Source organism: Rhodococcus sp. SJ-3 (genome assembly GCF_051918125.1).
Classification (GTDB): Bacteria; Actinomycetota; Actinomycetes; order Mycobacteriales; family Mycobacteriaceae; genus Rhodococcus.
Genome location: NZ_CM123306.1, coordinates 5,124,442 through 5,142,547, shown reverse-complemented (window position 1 = coordinate 5,142,547; position 18,106 = coordinate 5,124,442). Strand labels below are relative to the sequence as shown.

The 18,106-nt window shown below is 66.7% G+C and carries 14 protein-coding genes; 4 read left to right on the top strand and 10 right to left on the bottom strand.

Features of this window, described 5'->3' with window-relative positions; genetic code table 11:
* Positions 1-239: 239 nt before the first annotated feature.
* Entirely contained in the window at positions 240-680 is a 441-nt protein-coding gene (locus tag ACTDXD_RS24005; protein ID WP_440124678.1) for a VOC family protein, read from the bottom strand.
* 264 nt (positions 681-944) lie between these two features.
* Here ACTDXD_RS24005 and ACTDXD_RS24000 point away from each other — a divergent pair, with 264 nt between their 5' ends.
* The 3 genes from ACTDXD_RS24000 (at position 945) to ACTDXD_RS23990 (ending at position 2,372) form a co-directional block, all read left to right on the top strand.
* The gene (locus ACTDXD_RS24000; protein WP_440124677.1) at positions 945-1,865 is read left to right on the top strand and encodes an SDR family oxidoreductase; all 921 of its coding nucleotides are present in this window, start codon (positions 945-947) and stop codon (positions 1,863-1,865) included.
* Positions 1,866-1,899: 34 nt separating this feature from the next.
* Positions 1,900-2,154, top strand: a complete 255-nt coding sequence (locus tag ACTDXD_RS23995) for a hypothetical protein (RefSeq protein ID WP_440124676.1) — start codon at positions 1,900-1,902, stop codon at positions 2,152-2,154.
* An 89-nt stretch (positions 2,155-2,243) separates the two neighbouring features.
* Positions 2,244-2,372: a hypothetical protein gene (locus ACTDXD_RS23990; RefSeq protein ID WP_440124675.1), complete on the top strand. Its 129-nt coding sequence runs from the start codon at positions 2,244-2,246 to the stop codon at positions 2,370-2,372.
* A 41-nt stretch (positions 2,373-2,413) separates the two neighbouring features.
* On the opposite strand, the gene ACTDXD_RS23985 is transcribed toward ACTDXD_RS23990, so the two are convergent.
* The 7 genes from ACTDXD_RS23985 to purF all read right to left on the bottom strand — a co-directional run bounded on the left by ACTDXD_RS23985 (position 2,414) and on the right by purF (position 10,026).
* Positions 2,414-2,953 (bottom strand): VOC family protein, encoded by a 540-nt coding sequence (locus ACTDXD_RS23985; RefSeq protein WP_440124674.1) that lies wholly within the window; start codon positions 2,951-2,953, stop codon positions 2,414-2,416.
* Positions 2,954-3,078: 125 nt separating this feature from the next.
* On the bottom strand, positions 3,079-3,774 hold the full coding sequence (locus ACTDXD_RS23980; protein ID WP_440124673.1) for a nucleotidyl transferase AbiEii/AbiGii toxin family protein: 696 nt from the start codon (positions 3,772-3,774) through the stop codon (positions 3,079-3,081).
* Entirely contained in the window at positions 3,771-4,418 is a 648-nt protein-coding gene (locus tag ACTDXD_RS23975) for a type IV toxin-antitoxin system AbiEi family antitoxin domain-containing protein (RefSeq protein WP_440124672.1), read from the bottom strand. The genes ACTDXD_RS23980 and ACTDXD_RS23975 overlap by 4 nt, the downstream gene beginning before the upstream one ends.
* A gap of 123 nt (positions 4,419-4,541) precedes the next feature.
* Positions 4,542-5,780, bottom strand: coding sequence for a vWA domain-containing protein (locus ACTDXD_RS23970; protein ID WP_440124671.1), 1,239 nt, complete (start codon positions 5,778-5,780; stop codon positions 4,542-4,544).
* Positions 5,777-7,018, bottom strand: coding sequence for an AAA family ATPase (locus ACTDXD_RS23965; RefSeq protein ID WP_440124670.1), 1,242 nt, complete (start codon positions 7,016-7,018; stop codon positions 5,777-5,779). Before ACTDXD_RS23965 ends, ACTDXD_RS23970 begins: the two co-directional genes overlap by 4 nt.
* A 58-nt stretch (positions 7,019-7,076) precedes the next feature.
* Complete coding sequence (locus tag ACTDXD_RS23960; protein WP_440124669.1) at positions 7,077-8,441, bottom strand: hypothetical protein; 1,365 nt, start codon at positions 8,439-8,441, stop codon at positions 7,077-7,079.
* Between the two features lie 130 nt (positions 8,442-8,571).
* A complete protein-coding gene (gene purF / locus ACTDXD_RS23955) occupies positions 8,572-10,026 on the bottom strand; it encodes an amidophosphoribosyltransferase (RefSeq protein WP_440124668.1) in 1,455 nt (484 codons plus the stop codon).
* Between the two features lie 132 nt (positions 10,027-10,158).
* Between purF and ACTDXD_RS23950 the strand changes: the two genes are divergently transcribed.
* Positions 10,159-13,374: a DEAD/DEAH box helicase gene (locus ACTDXD_RS23950; protein WP_440124667.1), complete on the top strand. Its 3,216-nt coding sequence runs from the start codon at positions 10,159-10,161 to the stop codon at positions 13,372-13,374.
* Here the strand turns inward: ACTDXD_RS23950 and ACTDXD_RS23945 are convergent.
* Together ACTDXD_RS23945 and ACTDXD_RS23940 are read right to left on the bottom strand one after the other, a co-directional pair.
* The gene (locus ACTDXD_RS23945; protein ID WP_440124666.1) at positions 13,279-16,722 is read right to left on the bottom strand and encodes a hypothetical protein; all 3,444 of its coding nucleotides are present in this window, start codon (positions 16,720-16,722) and stop codon (positions 13,279-13,281) included. The genes ACTDXD_RS23950 and ACTDXD_RS23945 overlap by 96 nt on opposite strands.
* Positions 16,719-18,065: an SWIM zinc finger family protein gene (locus ACTDXD_RS23940; protein ID WP_440124665.1), complete on the bottom strand. Its 1,347-nt coding sequence runs from the start codon at positions 18,063-18,065 to the stop codon at positions 16,719-16,721. The genes ACTDXD_RS23945 and ACTDXD_RS23940 overlap by 4 nt, the downstream gene beginning before the upstream one ends.
* Between the last annotated feature and the right edge of the window lie 41 nt (positions 18,066-18,106).

Below are 18,106 nucleotides of genomic sequence, written 5' to 3'. Positions count from 1 at the left end.
ACACCGAAACCACAACCAACGACCACATCACCCGTCACGGGCTCTCATGGACCGCCTCCCTGCACAACACCGCCGACGCCCCGGGCGGCCGGCGTAGTGCCCGGTGCCCCCCTCGCTTCGCAATTCCCCGAGTGGATCGGACCAGCGGAGGGTCGATGACGACGCAGGCCGATCCAGTCACATTGTCGAGTGCAGTGCCCAGCGATGACCGAGGACTTGCGTCTGCGGTTCCGGTCTGGTCAACCGACACGCTCGAACAACGACACAATGATCCCTTCGGGCCCACGCACGTACGCCATCCGCACGCTGTTCTCGTACTCACCGATGCCACTGATGAGGCCGTATCCGTCCGCAGCCACCTCATCGATTGCAGCTTGAAGGTCGACGACTTCGAAAGACACATTGCGCAATCCGACCTCGTTGGCCATCGCCGCTGGCGATCCGGGCACGTGGTCGGGCGTGATGAAGCTCGAGAGTTCCAGTCCGCAGCCTCCGCCGGGCGGCCGCAGCATCACGATCTCGCAGTGAGCACCGGGGATACCGCAGACGGTCTCAACGAACTCGCCTTCCACAGATCCGGTGCCTTCCACCTCGAATCCAAGTCTCACGAAGAACGTCGTTCCAGAGGCGAGATCCGCGACGGTGATGCCGACATGGTCGAAACGCTGCACGTGTGCCATGACATCCATCTTCCATTCGAGAACTTCGATCCACGGCCGTTTGCATAGCACTGGTCTCGCCCCGGACAAGGACCCTTGTCTCGACCGCCAGAACACCGACGATCGGCGATGCCGAAGGGCTGATCGCTGAGATCTCGCAGCGAGTACCGCATCGTCGTCCCTGGTTTGGGGCCGTGCGACGAGGGAAACCTGCACTCGGAGGCGAGAACCATCCTCCGCTCGCTGCAAGGACAACCCTGCCCTCATACTTCCAGGACGGCATCCATGGCTGACGACGACACGCACACCACCCGCACAGACCAGCTCCACCTACAGAACCCTGTGTCCCGATACCCGACGATCTCGCCTCCTGAACAGCACCAACCCGAGCCCGGACGCGAATCCGAACTCGAACCGCGAGCCGACATCGGCGAATTCTCCTATCGCGGGACCGGGCGCCTGGAAGCTCGTAAGGCACTGATCACCGGCGGCGATTCGGGTATCGGTGCTGCGGTCGCGATCGCGTTCGCCCGTGAAGGCGCCGATGTCGCCATCACCTACCTGCCGGACGAGGAACCGGACGCGGCGAGGGTCGCACGGATCATCACTGACAGCGGCCGTAAGGCGGTCACTCTGCCAGGAGATCTCACCCGTGCCGACTTCTGCCGGGATGTCGTCGAACAGGCCGCGGAACAGCTCGGTGGCCTGGACATTCTCGTCAACAATGCCGGAAAGCAGGTGGTCGCGACCAGCCTCGAGGAACTGCCCGACGAGCAGCTCGAACAGACCTATCAGACGAACATACTTGCGATGTTCCGTACGACGCGAGCAGCGTTGGCACACATGCCTCCTGGCGGCACCATCATCAACACGACCTCGATCGAGGCCTACATGCCGGCGCCCACGCTCATCGACTACGCCTCCACCAAGGCGGCGATCAACAATTTCACCAAGGGATTGGCCAATCAACTGGCATGTAAGGGTATCCGGGTCAATGCGGTGGCGCCCGGCCCGATATGGACGCCTATCCAACCCACAGACGGCCAGCCGAAGGAGAAATTGCCCGAATTCGGACAGAGCACTCCGCTGGGCCGTGCCGGGCAACCTACCGAGTTGGCACCCGCATACGTTTTCCTTGCGTCCCCGGAATCCAGCTATGTGGTGGGCTCGACGATCCACGTGAACGGCGGCATGCCGTCGCCGTAGATGCAGGTCACCACCACTGAGACAGGAGACGATCATGACCACCAATCTGACCGCAGACGATCTACGGAACCTTCTCGACTCCACCCTCCCAGATCCCGCACTCGTGCTCACCGAAGGCCGGTTCCGAGTCGTAGGCGCCGAAGACATGACCGAACGGCACCGCACCTTTGTCGTGCTCACGCAGAAGCAGCTTCGCGATGAGCTACCGAGTGATCAGGAGTACGACGAAAGCGCTCTCGAGTTGCGAGCAAGTTCCTTGGACTCCGCCATCGCGAACCTCGGAGGATGACCGACGCTCCTGTCCGGACTCGGAAGGTCTCCTTCATCCCGTTGTCGACAACGGTCTCCTGCGGCACGGACGATCAGACAAGAGGAATCATGTTCGAACGCAACGTAGCCGACAGCGTACACCGCATTGCGCACGCCGATGTGAATGTCTATCTCGTCGAGGATAACGACGGGATCGAGACCGCTGTGGAAGCAGCATTGCGTGCTGGTCCGCCCTGACCACCGCACCTCGTTGCGCTCCCGACCGCACGGCGGTGAGATCACGGCGTAGCAGACGACCTCGCCGCGAGTCGCTTCCATACCTCGACGTCGGTGCGCGGTCCCCCTGGCGTCTCGGCGCCGTATCGAGCGATCTCGCCGGGGATGTCCAAGGGGCCGACCATCGGGACACCCGGGTACAGTGCTTCTTCGATCCGCTCGTCGGGCACCAGCCAGCAGATTTCGAACTCGATTCCGTCGGGATCGCGGCCGTACAGCGCTTTGGTGGCGGCGTGGTCCGCGGCACCCGTCAACGCCCCCGCAGTGACGAGGCGCTGACGCATAGCGTCGAGGTCGGTGAGTGTTTCCACTTCCCACGCGACGTGGTAGAGCCCGACCCTGCCCGGCACGACAGGGTCCCCGCCGCGCGCCTGGAACAGTCCCAGGTCATGATCGTTCGCCGATCCCGCGTGCCGAAGGAAGGCGCCACCGGGGAACTCCCCTGCCAATTTCTCGAATCCGAGGACCTGCTCATAGAAATGCAGACTTCGTTGCAGGTTCGACACATACAGGACGACATGATTGATGCCGCGCATCCCCATCGACAATCCCTTCTCGAGGGCCCCCGCACCGCGTCCGGTGCGTGAGCTGTGAACCTGCCATTCTCTATCGGGTGTTCGCCGCTGCGGTCGGTCGTTCCCGAAGAGCGGACTCGCCTAACGGGCTCCTAATCGAACCTGCGGAAAATGGTGCGCGGCACTTCGAGTGCCGCGCGTGCGCCTTGTTCATCACCGAGTCGCTTGGCGAGGGTCTGCTCCGCGAGTCCCGGCGGCAATGCGGCGGAAAACTTCAGTCCCGACACCGCATTGGTGATGCCGCGATCGTGCAGTGCCGCACCGAGCTCCCCTGCGCGGCGTCGCGAGTCTACGAACGCCAATCGCTTCTCCCCCTGATGCAGGGATGCGATGACAGTGGCAGCGTTCGAGACGGAACCCACGTAATCGACGGTGATGTCGGGATCAGTAGCGGGTGCTCCGACGTCCGGCGCGACGACACGACGCGGCCGACCGATTGCACTCCCCTGCAGCCACGCCAGCGACTCGTCGGGATTGCCGACCGTCGCCGACTGCCCGATGCGCTGAATGTCGCGATCGTGCGTCCGTGCGGCAGCGCGCTCGAGTACAGCGTCGAGCTCGGCGGCCATCTCGTTCCGATTACCCAGCGCAACGAGATCTATGTCCTCGCTGAGACGACCGCTCGGGAGATGGGTTCGCGCGAGCGCGGTGCCTCCTATGAAATGCACGCGGTCCGCGAAGCGATCCACGATTGCGGTGAGGAGGTGTGCGATGAGGTGGTCACGCTCCACCTGTTCCGGGGCGACACCGAACTGTGCGGCAACGGCGTCTTGCTCGTCGAGGATCATGACCGCACTCCTGCCCAGATCTCAGCGCGTCGCAAGGCAGAGACAAGCCGCTGAGGCTCCGCGAGTTCGGCGAGCCGGTCCGGGTCGCTGCGGCGGTAGAGGGCAGTGATCGCCGCAGCGATCTCGGGCTCTGCATTTCCGAGCAGTGGCCGGCGGGCAAGATCGAGCACTGTCTGTTCGGGTGTCGTGACAAGTGCAGGGCCGAGTGCTGTGTCCACGCGTTCAGCGTCGAGCGCGTTGGTATCACGCTGCACGAACCGGACGATGGCGTGACGGTCGCTCAACTCGATTGGCCTGTGCGCACGGGTGACGGCGACGACGGCGGTAGCCAGTGCGCGGGGAATTGCACCGAGTACCCGCGCTGCGCTGATACCCATCAGCACTGCGCGGTCTACCCCGTAGATCGCTGAGGCGATTCCCGCGGCAGCAGCTTCCAGTCCGGGAAGCCACGGACGCCCCACCTGGTCTTGCGGGACGACGATGTAGTAGCCGTAAGCCACCCGATGCAAGACTCCCCGGTCAACGAGCCTCGACAGCTCAGGACGCGGGTGCGCATACACGCGGGCAGCATCCTGGGGACGGAACGTGCGCAGGGCTGATCGCGCCAGCTCGACCGGCAGTGGTGTCCCGCGCAATGCGCCCACATCTCACCTTTCATTGTGCATTTCGTAGGCTGTAACCCTACGTACTGCACAGTGCTCACTCAATCAGCGCTGGCCACGGAAAATTCTGTCCGCCGATTCTGCCCCGAGCGCGGCGGGTGCCGCTCAGGTACGCGACGTGCCGATCTCCACCACATGCGTCCATTCCGGTGGTGGGTCCGGAACGTAGTCGGGGTTCTCTTCGCTGCGGAAAACGATTCGAGGGAACAGACCGACCACCGTTCGGCACCCCGGTCGCCTGCTGGGCCACGGTGACTGCCCGTCGGTGAGCACCACCACCACGTCGGGACGGAGTCGACTGCGCAGCGCCTTCTCGAACCCGGCACGCAGATCCGTGCCACCACCCCCGACCAGTGGAATGTCCTCTGCCTGGCACAGCGGGTGGACCACCCGGGCTGCCGCGTCGCAGGACAGCACCGTGACCAGGTCTCGGCGCCCGCCCACGGCCCGCGCGATGGCGGCGACCTCGAGGAGTGCACTACCCAGGTCGGCGTCGCTGACCGAACCCGACGTATCGACGATGACGCTGACCCGAGGTGGGGTGCGCCGCAGGCTCGGTAATACCGCGCCGGGCACGGCCGCGGATCTCCGCGCCGGCCGCCGGTAGGTGTAATTGTCGCCGGTCCCTGACGAGAATGTGGCCGAGCGGATCGCCGCACCCAGCAGCGCCCGCCACGGCTGCGGCGGGTGCACGGCCTCCTCCGCCCACCGCCGCCACCCGCGAGGTGCACTGCCCGGCTGTCCGATGATGCTGTGCGCCACCCGGTAACGGACCGCGTCTCGCTGCTCGTCGCTGAGTCCGTTCGCCCCTTCGGGACCCAGTTCCCACTCGCGTCGCAGCCCGTCGGCGCCGCTGCCGCAGTCGAGCCACGCCACCGCATCAGTCCAGGGGCCGAGAGCGAATTCGCCCAGGTACTCCTCCATGAGCCGGCCGTGGGGCAACCCAAGGGTCGACGGTAGGACAGCGTCGGGCGGTGTCTGCAGTCCGTCACCGAACGCGTCGTCATTGATCTCGGCATCGGCAGCGAGATTCATCCGTAGCCGATCTGCGCGGGAGGTCAGTCCGTGCGCATGGGCGTAGCGATCACTGCGGCCGTGGTGATCGCGCAGCAGGTGCGAGACCTCGTGGACCAGGATCGAGGCCAGTTCCTCCACCGGCCGTTGAGCGACGAAGATGGGCGAGAGATAACAGCGCCAATGCCGGTCCACACCCATCGTCGGGACTCGGGGTGAGTTGACGATGTGCAGCGCGTACAGGGCTGTCGCGAGGTAGGGCCTGGCACGCGCGGCGAACAACCGTGCGGCATAGATCTTGTTCTCGTCGAAAACTGGTGCGGCCGTCATCGCGTTGCCTGCGCGACGGCACGCTCACCCGCGTGGTCGGCTGCCTGGGACACCGACACGACCCCGGCGAGACGATCTATCGCCGCAGGCACCTCCCAATTGTCCCGCCGCAGGGTGGCCAGTGTGGTTGCCGGGACAACCACGAGGTCGGGTGGCCCGGTCTCCACCGCGGCCACCAGGATTGCCCATGCCGCATCCCAACGCGACTTCTCCGGCTGTCGGCGGACAGCAGCTACCACCGCGTCGAGCACGGCCTGGCGTAGATCGCCGCGCTCGGGTAGCTCGGCAGACGCCGGATCGGCAAGCAGCGTCTCCGGGTCCGGGAGATCCATGCGCTCGATGGCGGCCAGCAGCTCGAATCCGGGTCCGTCTCCGACACTCCCCCGAACCAGTAGGGACAGCACATCCTTCGACGACGAGGTGGCGGTCGCGAACGCGATCAGCCGCACGGTCATGTCCCAGCTCCGCGGCGACGGCCACGCGCTGCCACGACGGGTCTGGCTACTGGGAAGCTGATGAACGAGGGCGGGTCGGGCGGCGAGAAGGTCGCAGACGGCTCGGCGGGCGAATGTCACCGCATCGGAGAACTTCTCCGGATCAAGGCGCGGCAGCGTCGCGCGTGGCCAGGTCCCGCCGAGCCCCCGGACGACCACCTCGTGGTCGTAGGTCCAGTTCAGGTGCACGAATCGGTTGGCCAACGGCGGGCTCAGCTCCCAGCCGTCCGCTGCCGACGATGGCGGGTTGGCGGCTGCCACGATGCGCACTCCGGGTGGCAATTGCAGTGCCCCGATTCGTCTTTCGAGGACGAGACGGAGCATGGCAGCCTGCACGGCGGGCGGTGCCGTCGACAGTTCGTCCAGGAAGAGCAGCCCTCGGCCGGCCTCTACGAGCCGTACAGCCCAGTCCGGCGGGGCCATCGGGACACCCTGTGTGGCGGGGTCGTCCCCGAGCACGGGCAGACCCGAGAAGTCGGAGGGCTCGTGCACGCTCGCGATGACGGTGGTCAACGGAAGATCCAAGGCGTCGGCGAGCTGGGTCAGTGCGGCGGTCTTGCCGATTCCCGGTTCACCCCACAGCAGTACCGGGAGATCCGCGGCCACGGCCAGGGTGAGGGCCTCGAGTTGGTCGTCGGGACGGGGTTCGGTGGTCACCGTGCCGAGCATCGTCAACAGTACTGCAGCACTGTCGAGTTCATCGTTGCGAGGGCGGTCGGAATGGAGCATGGAAGACATGTGCATCACCTGAGGTATCGAGCCGAGCAGCAGCTCAGCGGGTTTCGGGGAGTGCGGAGATGGGTCAGCGCGAACGGGGCCGGCGCGACCGGGCGGTGCGCCGAGGTTGCCTTACCGGGGGCGGTTCCACCGGTGCGGCACGGAACCCCTCGTACATACTGCGGCGGTCCGCGGCGGCGCGAAGTTCATCCAGCAGAGGACCGTCGCGGAGGACCGCATCGGGACCGAGCAGTCCTTCGACGAGCGCCAAGGCGCCGACGGCGTCGCCGTGGTCCAGACGTTCGCGAACGCCCGGCAGACAGTCCGGGCGACGAAGCGCCTGGTCGATGACCTGAAGACACGGCAAGGGAGTGCCACCCAATCGGACGAGCAGTTCCTCGCGCCGAATCTCGGCGGGATCGTGGTCGAGTGCGGTCAATGCGCCGTCGACCAATCCGATCCGGTGCTGCTCACCACGGCAGTCGACGCTGTCGATCCGATTCGTCGGCGTCGATCTCGAGGATGACGGCGGCGGCCGGCCCGGATCCAGGGCGGCGGCGACCAGCGGGTGCAGTCGGTCGGCGGTGATCGCTCCCGACCGGATCAGTTCCAGATCCGGTAACACCCAGGTCGCGGCATCGGGCAGCACCGGCAGTGCGGCGAGCCGGCCGCGTGGGTAGTCGGCAACGAGCCGCACGGCTGCGGGTTCGGTGCCGCCGGCCGACTCCATCACCAGCCCCCGGCCCCCGCATCGCACCCGAACGGGACCGTCATTCTGCCCGTCCGCACGGTTGAGGATGCGGGCTTCGGCCGCCCAGCGGTCGACGGCGCAGCCCTCCGGTATCACTTCACGCAGGCGCGGGTCGAGTGCGGCGGAGTCCGGCAATTGACCTGCCCCGCAGCGTATTCGTAGCTCGCTTGATCTGCGCGCCTCCCACAGATGCCGATGGAGGTCGAGCCGGAAACGCCGGTTGGGTCGAGGATGCGGATGATTCGCGGGATCGGGACCGTCCCACAGCGTCAGGACAATCCGCTGCCCGGCATCCACCCAGGCCGGGGCGGTGCGGGCCACCAAGTGCACGGAATCGGTTCCACCACAAGTTTTTCGGTTCCCACAACGGGAATATCGGGCCAGCGTGACGGTCAGTCCGGGTCGCAGCAGCCCATCGGGTGCCACGCGCGGTAGGTGCCAGCGCAGCAAGTCCGGGGCGAGGTGACGCAGATCGTCCAGAACCTGTGATGCGACGTCGAGTCCGTGGGTGTGACGCACTGCGCGTAGGTCGATGTCGACATCGAAACCCGCTGCAGCACAGGCGCCGCGCCAGTCGCCTGCGAGACGCAGATCGGTTGCGGCTTCGATCATGGACGGCGGCACGGCGAACTCGCGCACGCGCAGCCAGAAGGACAGTCGGGGGTCGAACCCGTTCACGGTCGGAGGGTGCATCAGCACTCACCGTGTGTGAACTGGGCCCCCAATCTTGGATCAGAGAAGGTAGTCATCGGCGCAATCCTACAGTGCCGCGGCGATTGCGGCCAGTGCGCACTCCGTAGAGATCCTCCGCACCGCCGTCCCGAAGACTTCAGGAGATGTGGTGCTCCTCGAGGTAAGCGAGGTACTCGGGTGTCACGGTGCCGGTCACGTACTCGCCGGTGAACGGAGACAGATCGAGCTGTGTGAGCTCGGTATCGGCGGTGATCGCGTCGAAGAGGTCGTCGACATCCTGATAGATCAGCGCGTCCGCGCCGATCACCGAGCAGACCTCCTCGACCGACCGCGACGACGCGACGAGTTCGGCGCGGGTCGGCATGTTGATGCCGTACACATTGGGGTAGCGCACGGCCGGCGCCGCGGACGCGAGGTACACCCTGCGGGCGCCTGCCGCGCGCGCCATCTCGATGATCTCCTTCGACGTCGTGCCACGAACGATCGAGTCGTCGACGAGCAGCACATTCTTGCCCTCGAACTCCTGCGAAAGCGCGTTGAGCTTCTGGCGCACCGACCGCTTTCGTAGTTCTTGGCCGGGCATGATGAAGGTGCGGCCCACGTAGCGGTTCTTGTAGAAGCCCTCGCGATAGGGCAACCCGAGGGTCTGCGCCAATTGCATGGCCGAGGGGCGGGCCGAGTCCGGGATCGGCATGACGACATCGATCTCGGCGAGATCCATCTCGCGCTCCACCTTGCGGCCGAGTTTTTCGCCCATTCGCAGACGGGTGTCGTACACCGAGACGCCATTCATGATCGAGTCGGGCCGCGCGAGGTACACGTACTCGAAAGCGCAGGGCGCGGTGGTCGGATTCTCGGCGCACTGACGCGAGTACATCCGGCCCGACTCGCTGATGAAGATTGCCTCGCCGGGCTCGACTTCACGGACCACATCGTAGCCGCCCGAGGCGAGCACGAGCGACTCCGAGGAGACGACCCACTCGTCTCGGCCACCCGCATCCATTCGCCGTCCCAGCACGAGGGGACGAATACCGAAGGGATCACGAAACGCAAGCATTCCGTGGTCCGCGACCAGGGCTATCGCGGCGTAGGACCCCTCAACGCGGCGGTGCACGGCGGCGACGGCGTCGAAGATGTCGTCCGGCGTCAGGTTCTGGCCGTCGATCGAGCGTTGCAGCTCATTCGCCAGCACGTTGAGCAGTAGCTCGGTGTCGCTCGAAGAGTTGAGGTGACGCCGGTCGACGCGGAAAAGTTCGTCCGAGAGTTCGCGGGTATTCGTGAGGTTGCCGTTGTGGACCAGGAGCAGGCCGTACGGCGCATTCACGTAGAACGGCTGTACCTCGTCCTCGCTGCCGGATCCTGAAGTTGCGTAGCGAACATGACCGATGCCCATGTTTCCGAGCAGCGTGCGCATATCCCGCGTGCGATACGCCTCACGCACCTGCCCCCGTTCCTTGACGGTGTGGAACGTGCTGCCCTCCGCCGTGGCGATACCCGTCGAGTCCTGGCCTCGGTGTTGCAGCAGCAACAGGGAGTCGTATATCTGCTGATTGACGAGACTGCTCGAGACATGACCGACGATGCCACACACAGTGGATGATGCTCCCTTGGCTGAGTGATCTGGAACGACGCACCATTCTGTCATCTCGTGAAGCAGTTCTGGCCCGCGGCGACAACATCGACTCGAAACGGTGCGTTACGCCGGTGCATAGACTGCCGGTCTATGTCCGCGAATCCCCAGTACGAGCGCCTCGTCCACTCGATGATCTCGGCGGTGGGCAGACCCACCTTCTCGCGCGGCAAGCACTATGCGGAGTCCGGTGCGGTCCTGGACTGCGCCTTCGACGAAGACGAATTGATCGGCATCGGGACCATCGCCGGCACCGAGGTATACCGCACTCTGATCCAGCTGCGCCCCGGCCCGCGCGGCCTCGAGTTCGAGTACGGCGAATGCTCGTGTCCCGTCGGGTACGACTGCAAACACACGGTGGCTCTGCTGCTCGCCCTCACGACACCGGCCAGCGCCCCGGCGTCCGTCGAACCCGACTGGGATGAAATGTTCGCCGCGCACTTCGGTACCGACCAGGCCGACAGCGGTGTGCCACTGGGCCTGCAGCTGGCGTTGTCGCAGCCGTCGCAGGTCCCCACGCCGAAACTCACCGCACGTGTGGTGCGTCCCGGCCGCACTGGATGGGTATCGGGGAACATCTCCTGGTCGAACCTGAGCTACACCTACGACGTGAACCCGCAGCACAAACGGCTGCTACTCGAACTCGCCGCGTTGGCGCAGGCGGAGACACGAAGCTACTACGTCACCTCGCAGAACACCCTCGACCTGTCGGCCGCGTCGCCGCGACTGTGGGCCTTGCTCGACGACGCGACGGCTCACGGCATCGAGCTGCGTTACGCGAAGAAGAAGCACGGTGCAGTGCCGCCGCCGGGTGTCGCGGAGGTGTGCGTCGACGTCGCCGACACCGGCAACGGTCTGACCGTCACGCCTACCCTGCGCATCGGCGATCAGTCTGCGTCTGCCCTCGGGTTCATCGGCGCCCCGGCACACGGCGTGATCCTTCGGCCGCCAGGTGATCCCACCGACGCCGCGCCCGCGGATCTTCCGTTCCGCATCGCCCGACTGCACGGCACCACACCGGACGGGATGCAGCAGCTGCTGCTCGGCGGTGCCGCGCTTGCGGTGCCGCCCGAGCAGGTGCCCCGCTTCGTCACCGGCTACTACCCGCGGCTGCAGCGCACCGCCACCGTCGGGTCCGCCGACGGATCATTCACCGCCCCGACGGTGAGCGGCCCCTCGCTGCTACTGCACATCGCGTTCCGCCCGCAGCACCGCACCGACCTGCACTGGCAGTTCGTCTACCGCGTCGGTGACGCCGAGCATGCCGTCGAACTGTACGAGCAGCGTACTGACGCTGTCCGCGACCGCGGCACCGAAGATGCGCTCCTGTCCGAGATCCGCGAGGTCGTCGCGCCGTACGGACTGGACAACTCCGTCGACCGCCGGCCCCTCTCACGCATCACCCTCACCGGCCTCGACACTGCCCGTCTCGTATCCGAACTGTTGCCTCTGCTGTCCGACCGCGACGACGTGCAAGTGCGTGTCGAGGGCACTCCCGCCGACTACCGCGATGTGGGCGACAGCCTGCGGATCGGGTTGTCCACCAAGGCGACCGGCGACTCCGACTGGTTCGACCTGGACATCACCATCGAACTCGACGGTGAGACCGTGCCGTTCCGTGAGGTGTTCACCGCGCTCAGCGAGGGCGCGTCGTACCTGATGCTGCCCGATGGCGCATACCTGTCGTTGGACAAGCCCGAGCTGCAGCAGCTGCGCCGCCTCGTCGACGAAGCCCGCGCTCTGCATGAGGACCACGACCCGGACCGGTTGCGGCTGAGTCGATTCCAGGCGGGCATGTGGGAGGAGCTGGCGGCGCTCGGCGTCGTCGACCGGCAGGCTGCGGCCTGGAAGAAACAGGTGCAGGGCCTTCTCGATGTGAAGGCGACAGCGAAAACGCGGATACCGAAAACTCTGCAGGCAACATTGCGCCCGTATCAGCTCGACGGCTTCCGGTGGCTGACATTCCTGTGGACGCACGGCCTCGGCGGCATCCTCGCCGACGACATGGGACTCGGCAAGACCCTGCAGTCGCTCGCGTTGATCTGCCACGCTCGCGCAAAACGTCCCACGGATGCCCCGGTGCTCATCGTTGCGCCGACGTCGGTGGTTCCCAACTGGGCCGCCGAGGCGAAGCGGTTCGCTCCGCATCTGAACCTCGTCGCGATCACCGACACCTCCGGCAAGCGCGGGGTGGGCCTGGGTGAGCTGCTCGACGGAATCGACGTCGTCGTCACGTCCTACACCCTGCTGCGCATCGACATCGACGACTATCTCGAACACCCCTGGTCGATGCTCCTGCTCGACGAAGCCCAGTTCGTGAAGAACCATCGGGCGAAGGCATATCAGTGTGTGCGGCAGATCGACGCGCCGCTGAAGGTCGCGATCACCGGCACCCCGATGGAGAACAACCTGATGGAGTTGTGGTCGCTGCTGTCGATCACCGCGCCCGGGCTGTTCCCCAACCCGACGAAGTTCCAGGATTACTACCGCAAGCCCATCGAGAGCGGCAGCAACCCTGAACTGCTCGCGCAGTTGCGGCAGCGCTTCAAACCGCTGATGTTGCGGCGCACGAAGGAGCAGGTGGCCTCTGATCTGCCGGACAAGCAGGAGCAGGTGCTCGAGGTGGATCTCGCACCGAAGCACCGCGCTCTCTACGACCGGCAGCTGCAGCGGGAGCGCCAGAAGATCCTCGGGCTCATCGGCGACTTGGACCGCAACCGCTTCACCATCTTGCAGTCGTTGACGCTGCTGAGGCAATTGAGTCTCGATCCGGTGCTCGTCGACGAGGCGCACAGCAAGATCGGCTCCGCGAAGATCGACGCGCTGCTCGAACAACTCGACGACGTGATCGCCGGTGGCCACCGCGCGTTGGTGTTCAGCCAGTTCACCGGTTTCCTCGGCCGCATCCGCGACCGCCTCGATGCGGCCGGTATCGAATACCTGTATCTCGACGGCAAAACCAAGCAACGTGGAAAGCTGCTCGACGACTTCAAGGCCGGGGCCGCGCCGGTGTTCCTGATCAGTCTCAAAGCAGGCGGGTTCGGATTGAACCTGGTGGAGGCCGACTACTGTTTCCTGCTCGACCCGTGGTGGAATCCTGCCGCCGAGGCGCAGGCGATCGACCGCACCCACCGGATCGGGCAGACCCGCAACGTGATGGTGTACCGGCTGATCGCCCGCGACACCATCGAAGCGAAGGTGCGGGCGCTGCAGCTACGAAAGTCCGAGTTGTTCTCGTCCGTCGTCGACGACGGAGAGATGTTCTCCTCCGCCTTGACCGCCGACGACATCCGGGCGCTCCTGCACTGAGTGCGGCTCCGCCGGTGAGAGTGCGGCGACGAGTGCCTTCGCTTTCGTCGACGCAGCCGACCGGCCCAGCCGCGCGGCAAGAGAGACGAGCCCGGGCCACCGCGCGGCCTCCACCGGAATCAGCCCGCGGCGACCGGCTTCCCGCAGCAGCGGTGCGTGAAGCAGCGCGACGTCGAGGATCCGGTTGAGCCAGCGCGGAGCAGTTCCGTCCAGATCGGATGTGTACCGGATCGATTCGACAAGTATCGGCCACAGCACCGGCAGCAGCGACGCATCGCGTTCGAGGAGTCGCACGAGACGAGCGGGAGTCACGTCCGGTTGGGTCAGTAGTGCACGCATCGCGACGGCAACCGAACCCGATCCGATCAAACCGTCGCGGAGGATGGATCGGATCGAGTACATGTCCGGCCTGCCGTGGCACGCGCCGACCAGGACGACAGCGGTCATCGACGTGGTGAGCGGCGATGCGTTGCCACCGTGGAGGGGGCCGTCGGTGCCGTCGACCCAGTTGCGGTGCTCGCCGACGATCATGGTTTTCGCCGCCTCGTCCCACCGCAACCACACCTGGTCCCGTCCGTGATCCGGCCGGTCGCCGCCCGGTCGGTCGCCGTCGGTGTATCGGACGGCGGCGCATTGCCCTTCGTGTTCGAGGTCGTAGAACCAGCCCTTCCTGATGCGGAACATCTCGCTGGGACGGTCCGGAAATTCGAGGTCGACGGACAGGAACTTCGACGGTGCCGAGGCGTCCTCCCAGGTCGCGGTGATCACGGCGCCGTCGTCGACGGTCGGGGCGGCACCGAGTTCGGGGCGCCACCATTCGTCGAAGTCGAGAACCTCCTCGTCCGCCGGTTCCTCGACGGGCACGCGCGTGGGCTCCGGCAGTCTTGCCACGAGCGCGCGTGCAGCGGCGACGGCGCGCGACGATCCGCTGCGCGCCGCGAGGGCCCGCACCCCGGGTAGGTCGAGGACGTCGACATCGGCGACGCCGGCATCGACACCGCGCTGCGTTTCGGGGAGCCACCGGTCGAGGGCTTCCACCAGGTCGGCGGCGCCCGGTGGGATCCGGGTCTCGTGGACGGCAGCGGCGATCAGGTCGTCGAACAGCGGCCACAGCACCGACAGCATGCCCTCGTCGGCGAGTTCACTGCCGGCGCGGGCGAGTGCCGCGAGACCGGACGGGGTCGTCTGCCAGTCCAGATAGCGGGCATCGGCCACTCCCGGACGTAGCAGGCCACGTTGCCACGCTTCGACGACGGCGGTCGCGCCGTCCGCAGCGGCACCGCGATGGAATCCGCGTTGGGCGCCGATCATGTTGACCGCCAGACCCGGAGTCAACGGCGTCGTGCGGCGCGCGATCTGGCGCAGGAGAACCCCCGCGGACGCGTCGTCGCCGTGCCCGACCGACAGTCCGGCCGCATCGCCCCACGTGGGCAGGGTTGCCGGGTCGGCGGAACGGTACTCGTCGAAGGCCAGTCGTTTCGGAAACACGCTGAGAGAGTTCGGGATCCGAATGTCTCCGGCGATCCAACGATCCCATTCCCGGTGGTGTACCAGATGCGGCTCGACGACGGGATCATCCAGATAGGAGGCGAGCACGCGGCCCGCGGTCACCGAGAGCAGCGTCCCGGCCGATGTCTGCAGGGGCACCGCCAGCGACCGGGCGCGCGTCCGGTGCGTGTCGGTGGCCAGCGTGGTGTCGAGCCGGGTCAGTGCCGCGAACAGGTCGGCTTCGGCAGCGACCACATCGGCCGTCACATAGGTGTCGAGCCGGGCGAGTAGGTCGTCGGGGTGGATACGAAGGTCGACCCACGTGGGTGTCGACAGCAACACGGGCGCCTCCCCGAGTCGCGCGACGACGGCACCCTCGCGGGCATGCAGCACCTCCCAGACCCTGTCGCGGTACCAGGGGTCGTCGTCTGTGCCGCCGTTGATCCGGTCGGCCAGGTAGTTCGGCTCACCGTGCAACCATGTCCGGACCACGGCGAGCCCGGGAATCCAGTTCTTCCGCACCCCGCCGAGCGCGACGCGGGCGCCGTCGGGGTCGTCGTGGGCGAGACGGTTGGCGAGAGCCAGGAAGCGTTCGACCTCGACGTCGACCACACCGGTGTAGCGGCGTAGCAACAGAGCTGCCGCATCGGTGACGGTCTCCACCGTGGCCTCGCCCGGATCGAAACGCGGCACCTGCCACACCTCAGGGGTGGGTTGCCACAATCCCTGCACGGTCGAGGGCGTGGCATCCGGTGCGGATGCCGTGATCGCCCACGCCGACCTCAGGTCCGCTGCAGCACGCGCGAGGGCCCGATCACCGTCGGCAGCATCGTCGGCGATCAGCTCGGCGACCGCCGCGACGGTGTCGTCGCCGGGCCGATGACGCGCAGCCGCGGCGGTGAGGACGACCCGCCGGGCCTTCTTCGTCGGTGCACTGAGAGCGACGGTGAGAACATCGACGAGCAGATCGTCGTCGACGGCGGCGGCGATCAGGATCGGTGCGACGGCTTCGACGGCGAAGGCGTCTCCGAACGACATCAGCGACACCATTGCGTCGGCGCGCTCCACGAATTCTGTTTCGTCAACGGCGAGTTCGTCGGTGAGTAACCGGAGCCAGGCTTTCCTGTCGCCCGGTCGCTGCGCGGAATCCAATGCCGCGAAACACAGTTCGACCACGTCGGCGCGGTCGATCCAGCCGCGGTCGATCGCAGGCATCAGGGTCGCGGGGAACGGGCCGGTCGCGGGGAGTCCGGCGGCGACGGCGGCACGGGCGTGGTCGGCGAACGGCTCGGCGATCACGGCGTCGTCGACCCAGCCGCGTTCGGCGGGGAACAGCTCGCCCTCGCCGGTGAGCGCGCCGAGCGCGTACACGGCCCAGTCCTTCAGATACTCGATGTGCTGCGGGACGGGCAGTCGGTGATGAGCGACGAGTCTCACCGCCGCACCGGCATGCACCGACGTGGCGTGTTCCCACGCGCGCCGCGACGACACGCATACCCTCTCGACGAACCGCTGAGCGAATTCCGGACCGCGGGTCGCGAGGATCTCGGCTGCAAGGTCATCGCCCAGCCGGTGTGTGGACGGCATGATGTGCGCGGCGCGACGCGCGTCGACGCCGAGCCGGATCGCGAACAGGGCGAGGGCCGCGTCGTCGACGTCGACGAAGCTGATCCAGCCGTAGGTGCGTTCGGCGATCTTCCCGAACTCGCCCCACTCCCCCGTACGCAGCCCGGCGAGCGCGACACGTCGCTGCTCGTCGGTGCCGAGCGGGAGTGTCGGAGCATCTGTGAGATCGGCTTTGCTCCAACCGAGTTCGGTGAAGATGTCGATCGCTGCGGCGAGTTCGTCGCTGACGGTCACGCGATGCCCTTCCGGTGGAGTCGTACGGCCAGGATGTGTCGGCACGGGCCGCGCCGGTCGGCGTGGCGCAGGTACCAGGTGCAGGTGCATCGGCCCGTCTCGGCGGCCCCGTGGCCGACGGTGACGCGATGTTCCGTGGTGCCGCCGCTGCCGTGACCGCGGACCGACCATGTGTCCGGATCTGTCGCGGTGATCGCACCGGCTTCGACGAGCCCGCGCGCGGCGACGAGCCGCGGATTGTCGGTGTCGACGCGATCAGGATCGTCGGGCAGTTCACGGTGAAAGTAGGTGCTCTCGTGCAGGTCCCAGCCGATCCGTCCTGAGGACGCCAACACCGCGAGCGCGCCGTGCACGGCAGTGCGGTCCAGGGTCGTCTCGCGGGCGAGCCGGTCGATGTCGACGGAGGGTTCGAACGCGAGCAGCGCGGAGATCGTCTCGGCGTCGTCGCGCACCGTCGGCGAGGTGAGTGCCTGCAGCAACGCACCTTCGCCGGAGTGGCCGCGCCAGGTCTGTTCGGTCAGTCCGAGTACGAGACGTGCCGACGGAAGTGCGAATTCGACTGCGAGTGGACCGGGTTCGGAGCCATCGGGCCCGTACACGGTCATGCCCTGCACATGCGGCAGGAGACGTTTCGCCGCGGTGAGCCGGTGCAGTCCGTCGATGTGGACGGCGCCGCGGGTGGGCCGGGCGGCGAGTCGCACACCCGAGGTGGACGGTGTGAGCCATCCGCTGCGTTCCGCTCCGGTGGCCGGTGGGACCGTGGCCAGAAAACGGCGGGTGCCGGCTGCGTCGACGGTGAATGCGCAGTGCAGTTCGCGGTGCATCTCCGCGACGTTGCCGAGTGCACGCACCCAGCGATCGGGCATCGCCACTGGGCGTTCGGTGTCCGTCCGGTGGGGATCGGACACCGTCATGCCATCGATCCCCACCGCGAGGTGCAGCAACGCATGCCGGTGCACCGACCCGAGGGCGCTGCGCATCGCCGGTCCGATGTCGACGTTCGTGGTGCCGTGCGCGAGGGCGCCGCCGTCGAAGCCGTCGGCAAGCAGGTCGAGGCGCGCGTGGACTCCGTTGCACGCCGAGAAACATTCGACACGCAGTCGGTCTCCGTGCGCGGTGAGCACCGGATCGCGCAACGACGTGGGCGTGTGCCGGAAGTACCGGGTAGCGGTGATGTCGGCCAGCACGAGCAGACCGCGCGCCAGGACCTGCGGGTGGGTCGCGAATCCACGGAAGAACGTGGGTGACGCCACGATGCCGTTGGGTGTGAGGGCGGGGCCGAGAGCGAGGGTGAGCGCATCGTCGTCGAGCGTCGAGGCTCCCGTGAACGTTCCTGTGGGCACGGCGGCAGTGTAGGGACGGGGTACGACAGTGCGGTTCCGCC

Excerpts from the sequence above, each read along its gene's own strand:
- ACTDXD_RS23970 (WP_440124671.1), bottom strand. The coding sequence starts at position 5,780 with ATGACGGCCGCACCAGTTTTCGACGAGAACAAGATCTATGCCGCACGG.
- ACTDXD_RS23965 (WP_440124670.1), bottom strand. The coding sequence starts at position 7,018 with ATGCACATGTCTTCCATGCTCCATTCCGACCGCCCTCGCAACGATGAA.
- ACTDXD_RS23990 (WP_440124675.1), top strand. The coding sequence starts at position 2,244 with ATGTTCGAACGCAACGTAGCCGACAGCGTACACCGCATTGCGCACGCC.
- ACTDXD_RS23950 (WP_440124667.1), top strand. The coding sequence starts at position 10,159 with ATGTCCGCGAATCCCCAGTACGAGCGCCTCGTCCACTCGATGATCTCG.
- ACTDXD_RS23985 (WP_440124674.1), bottom strand. The coding sequence starts at position 2,953 with ATGGGGATGCGCGGCATCAATCATGTCGTCCTGTATGTGTCGAACCTG.
- ACTDXD_RS24000 (WP_440124677.1), top strand. The coding sequence starts at position 945 with ATGGCTGACGACGACACGCACACCACCCGCACAGACCAGCTCCACCTA.
- ACTDXD_RS23980 (WP_440124673.1), bottom strand. The coding sequence starts at position 3,774 with ATGATCCTCGACGAGCAAGACGCCGTTGCCGCACAGTTCGGTGTCGCC.
- ACTDXD_RS23995 (WP_440124676.1), top strand. The coding sequence starts at position 1,900 with ATGACCACCAATCTGACCGCAGACGATCTACGGAACCTTCTCGACTCC.
- ACTDXD_RS24005 (WP_440124678.1), bottom strand. The coding sequence starts at position 680 with ATGGCACACGTGCAGCGTTTCGACCATGTCGGCATCACCGTCGCGGAT.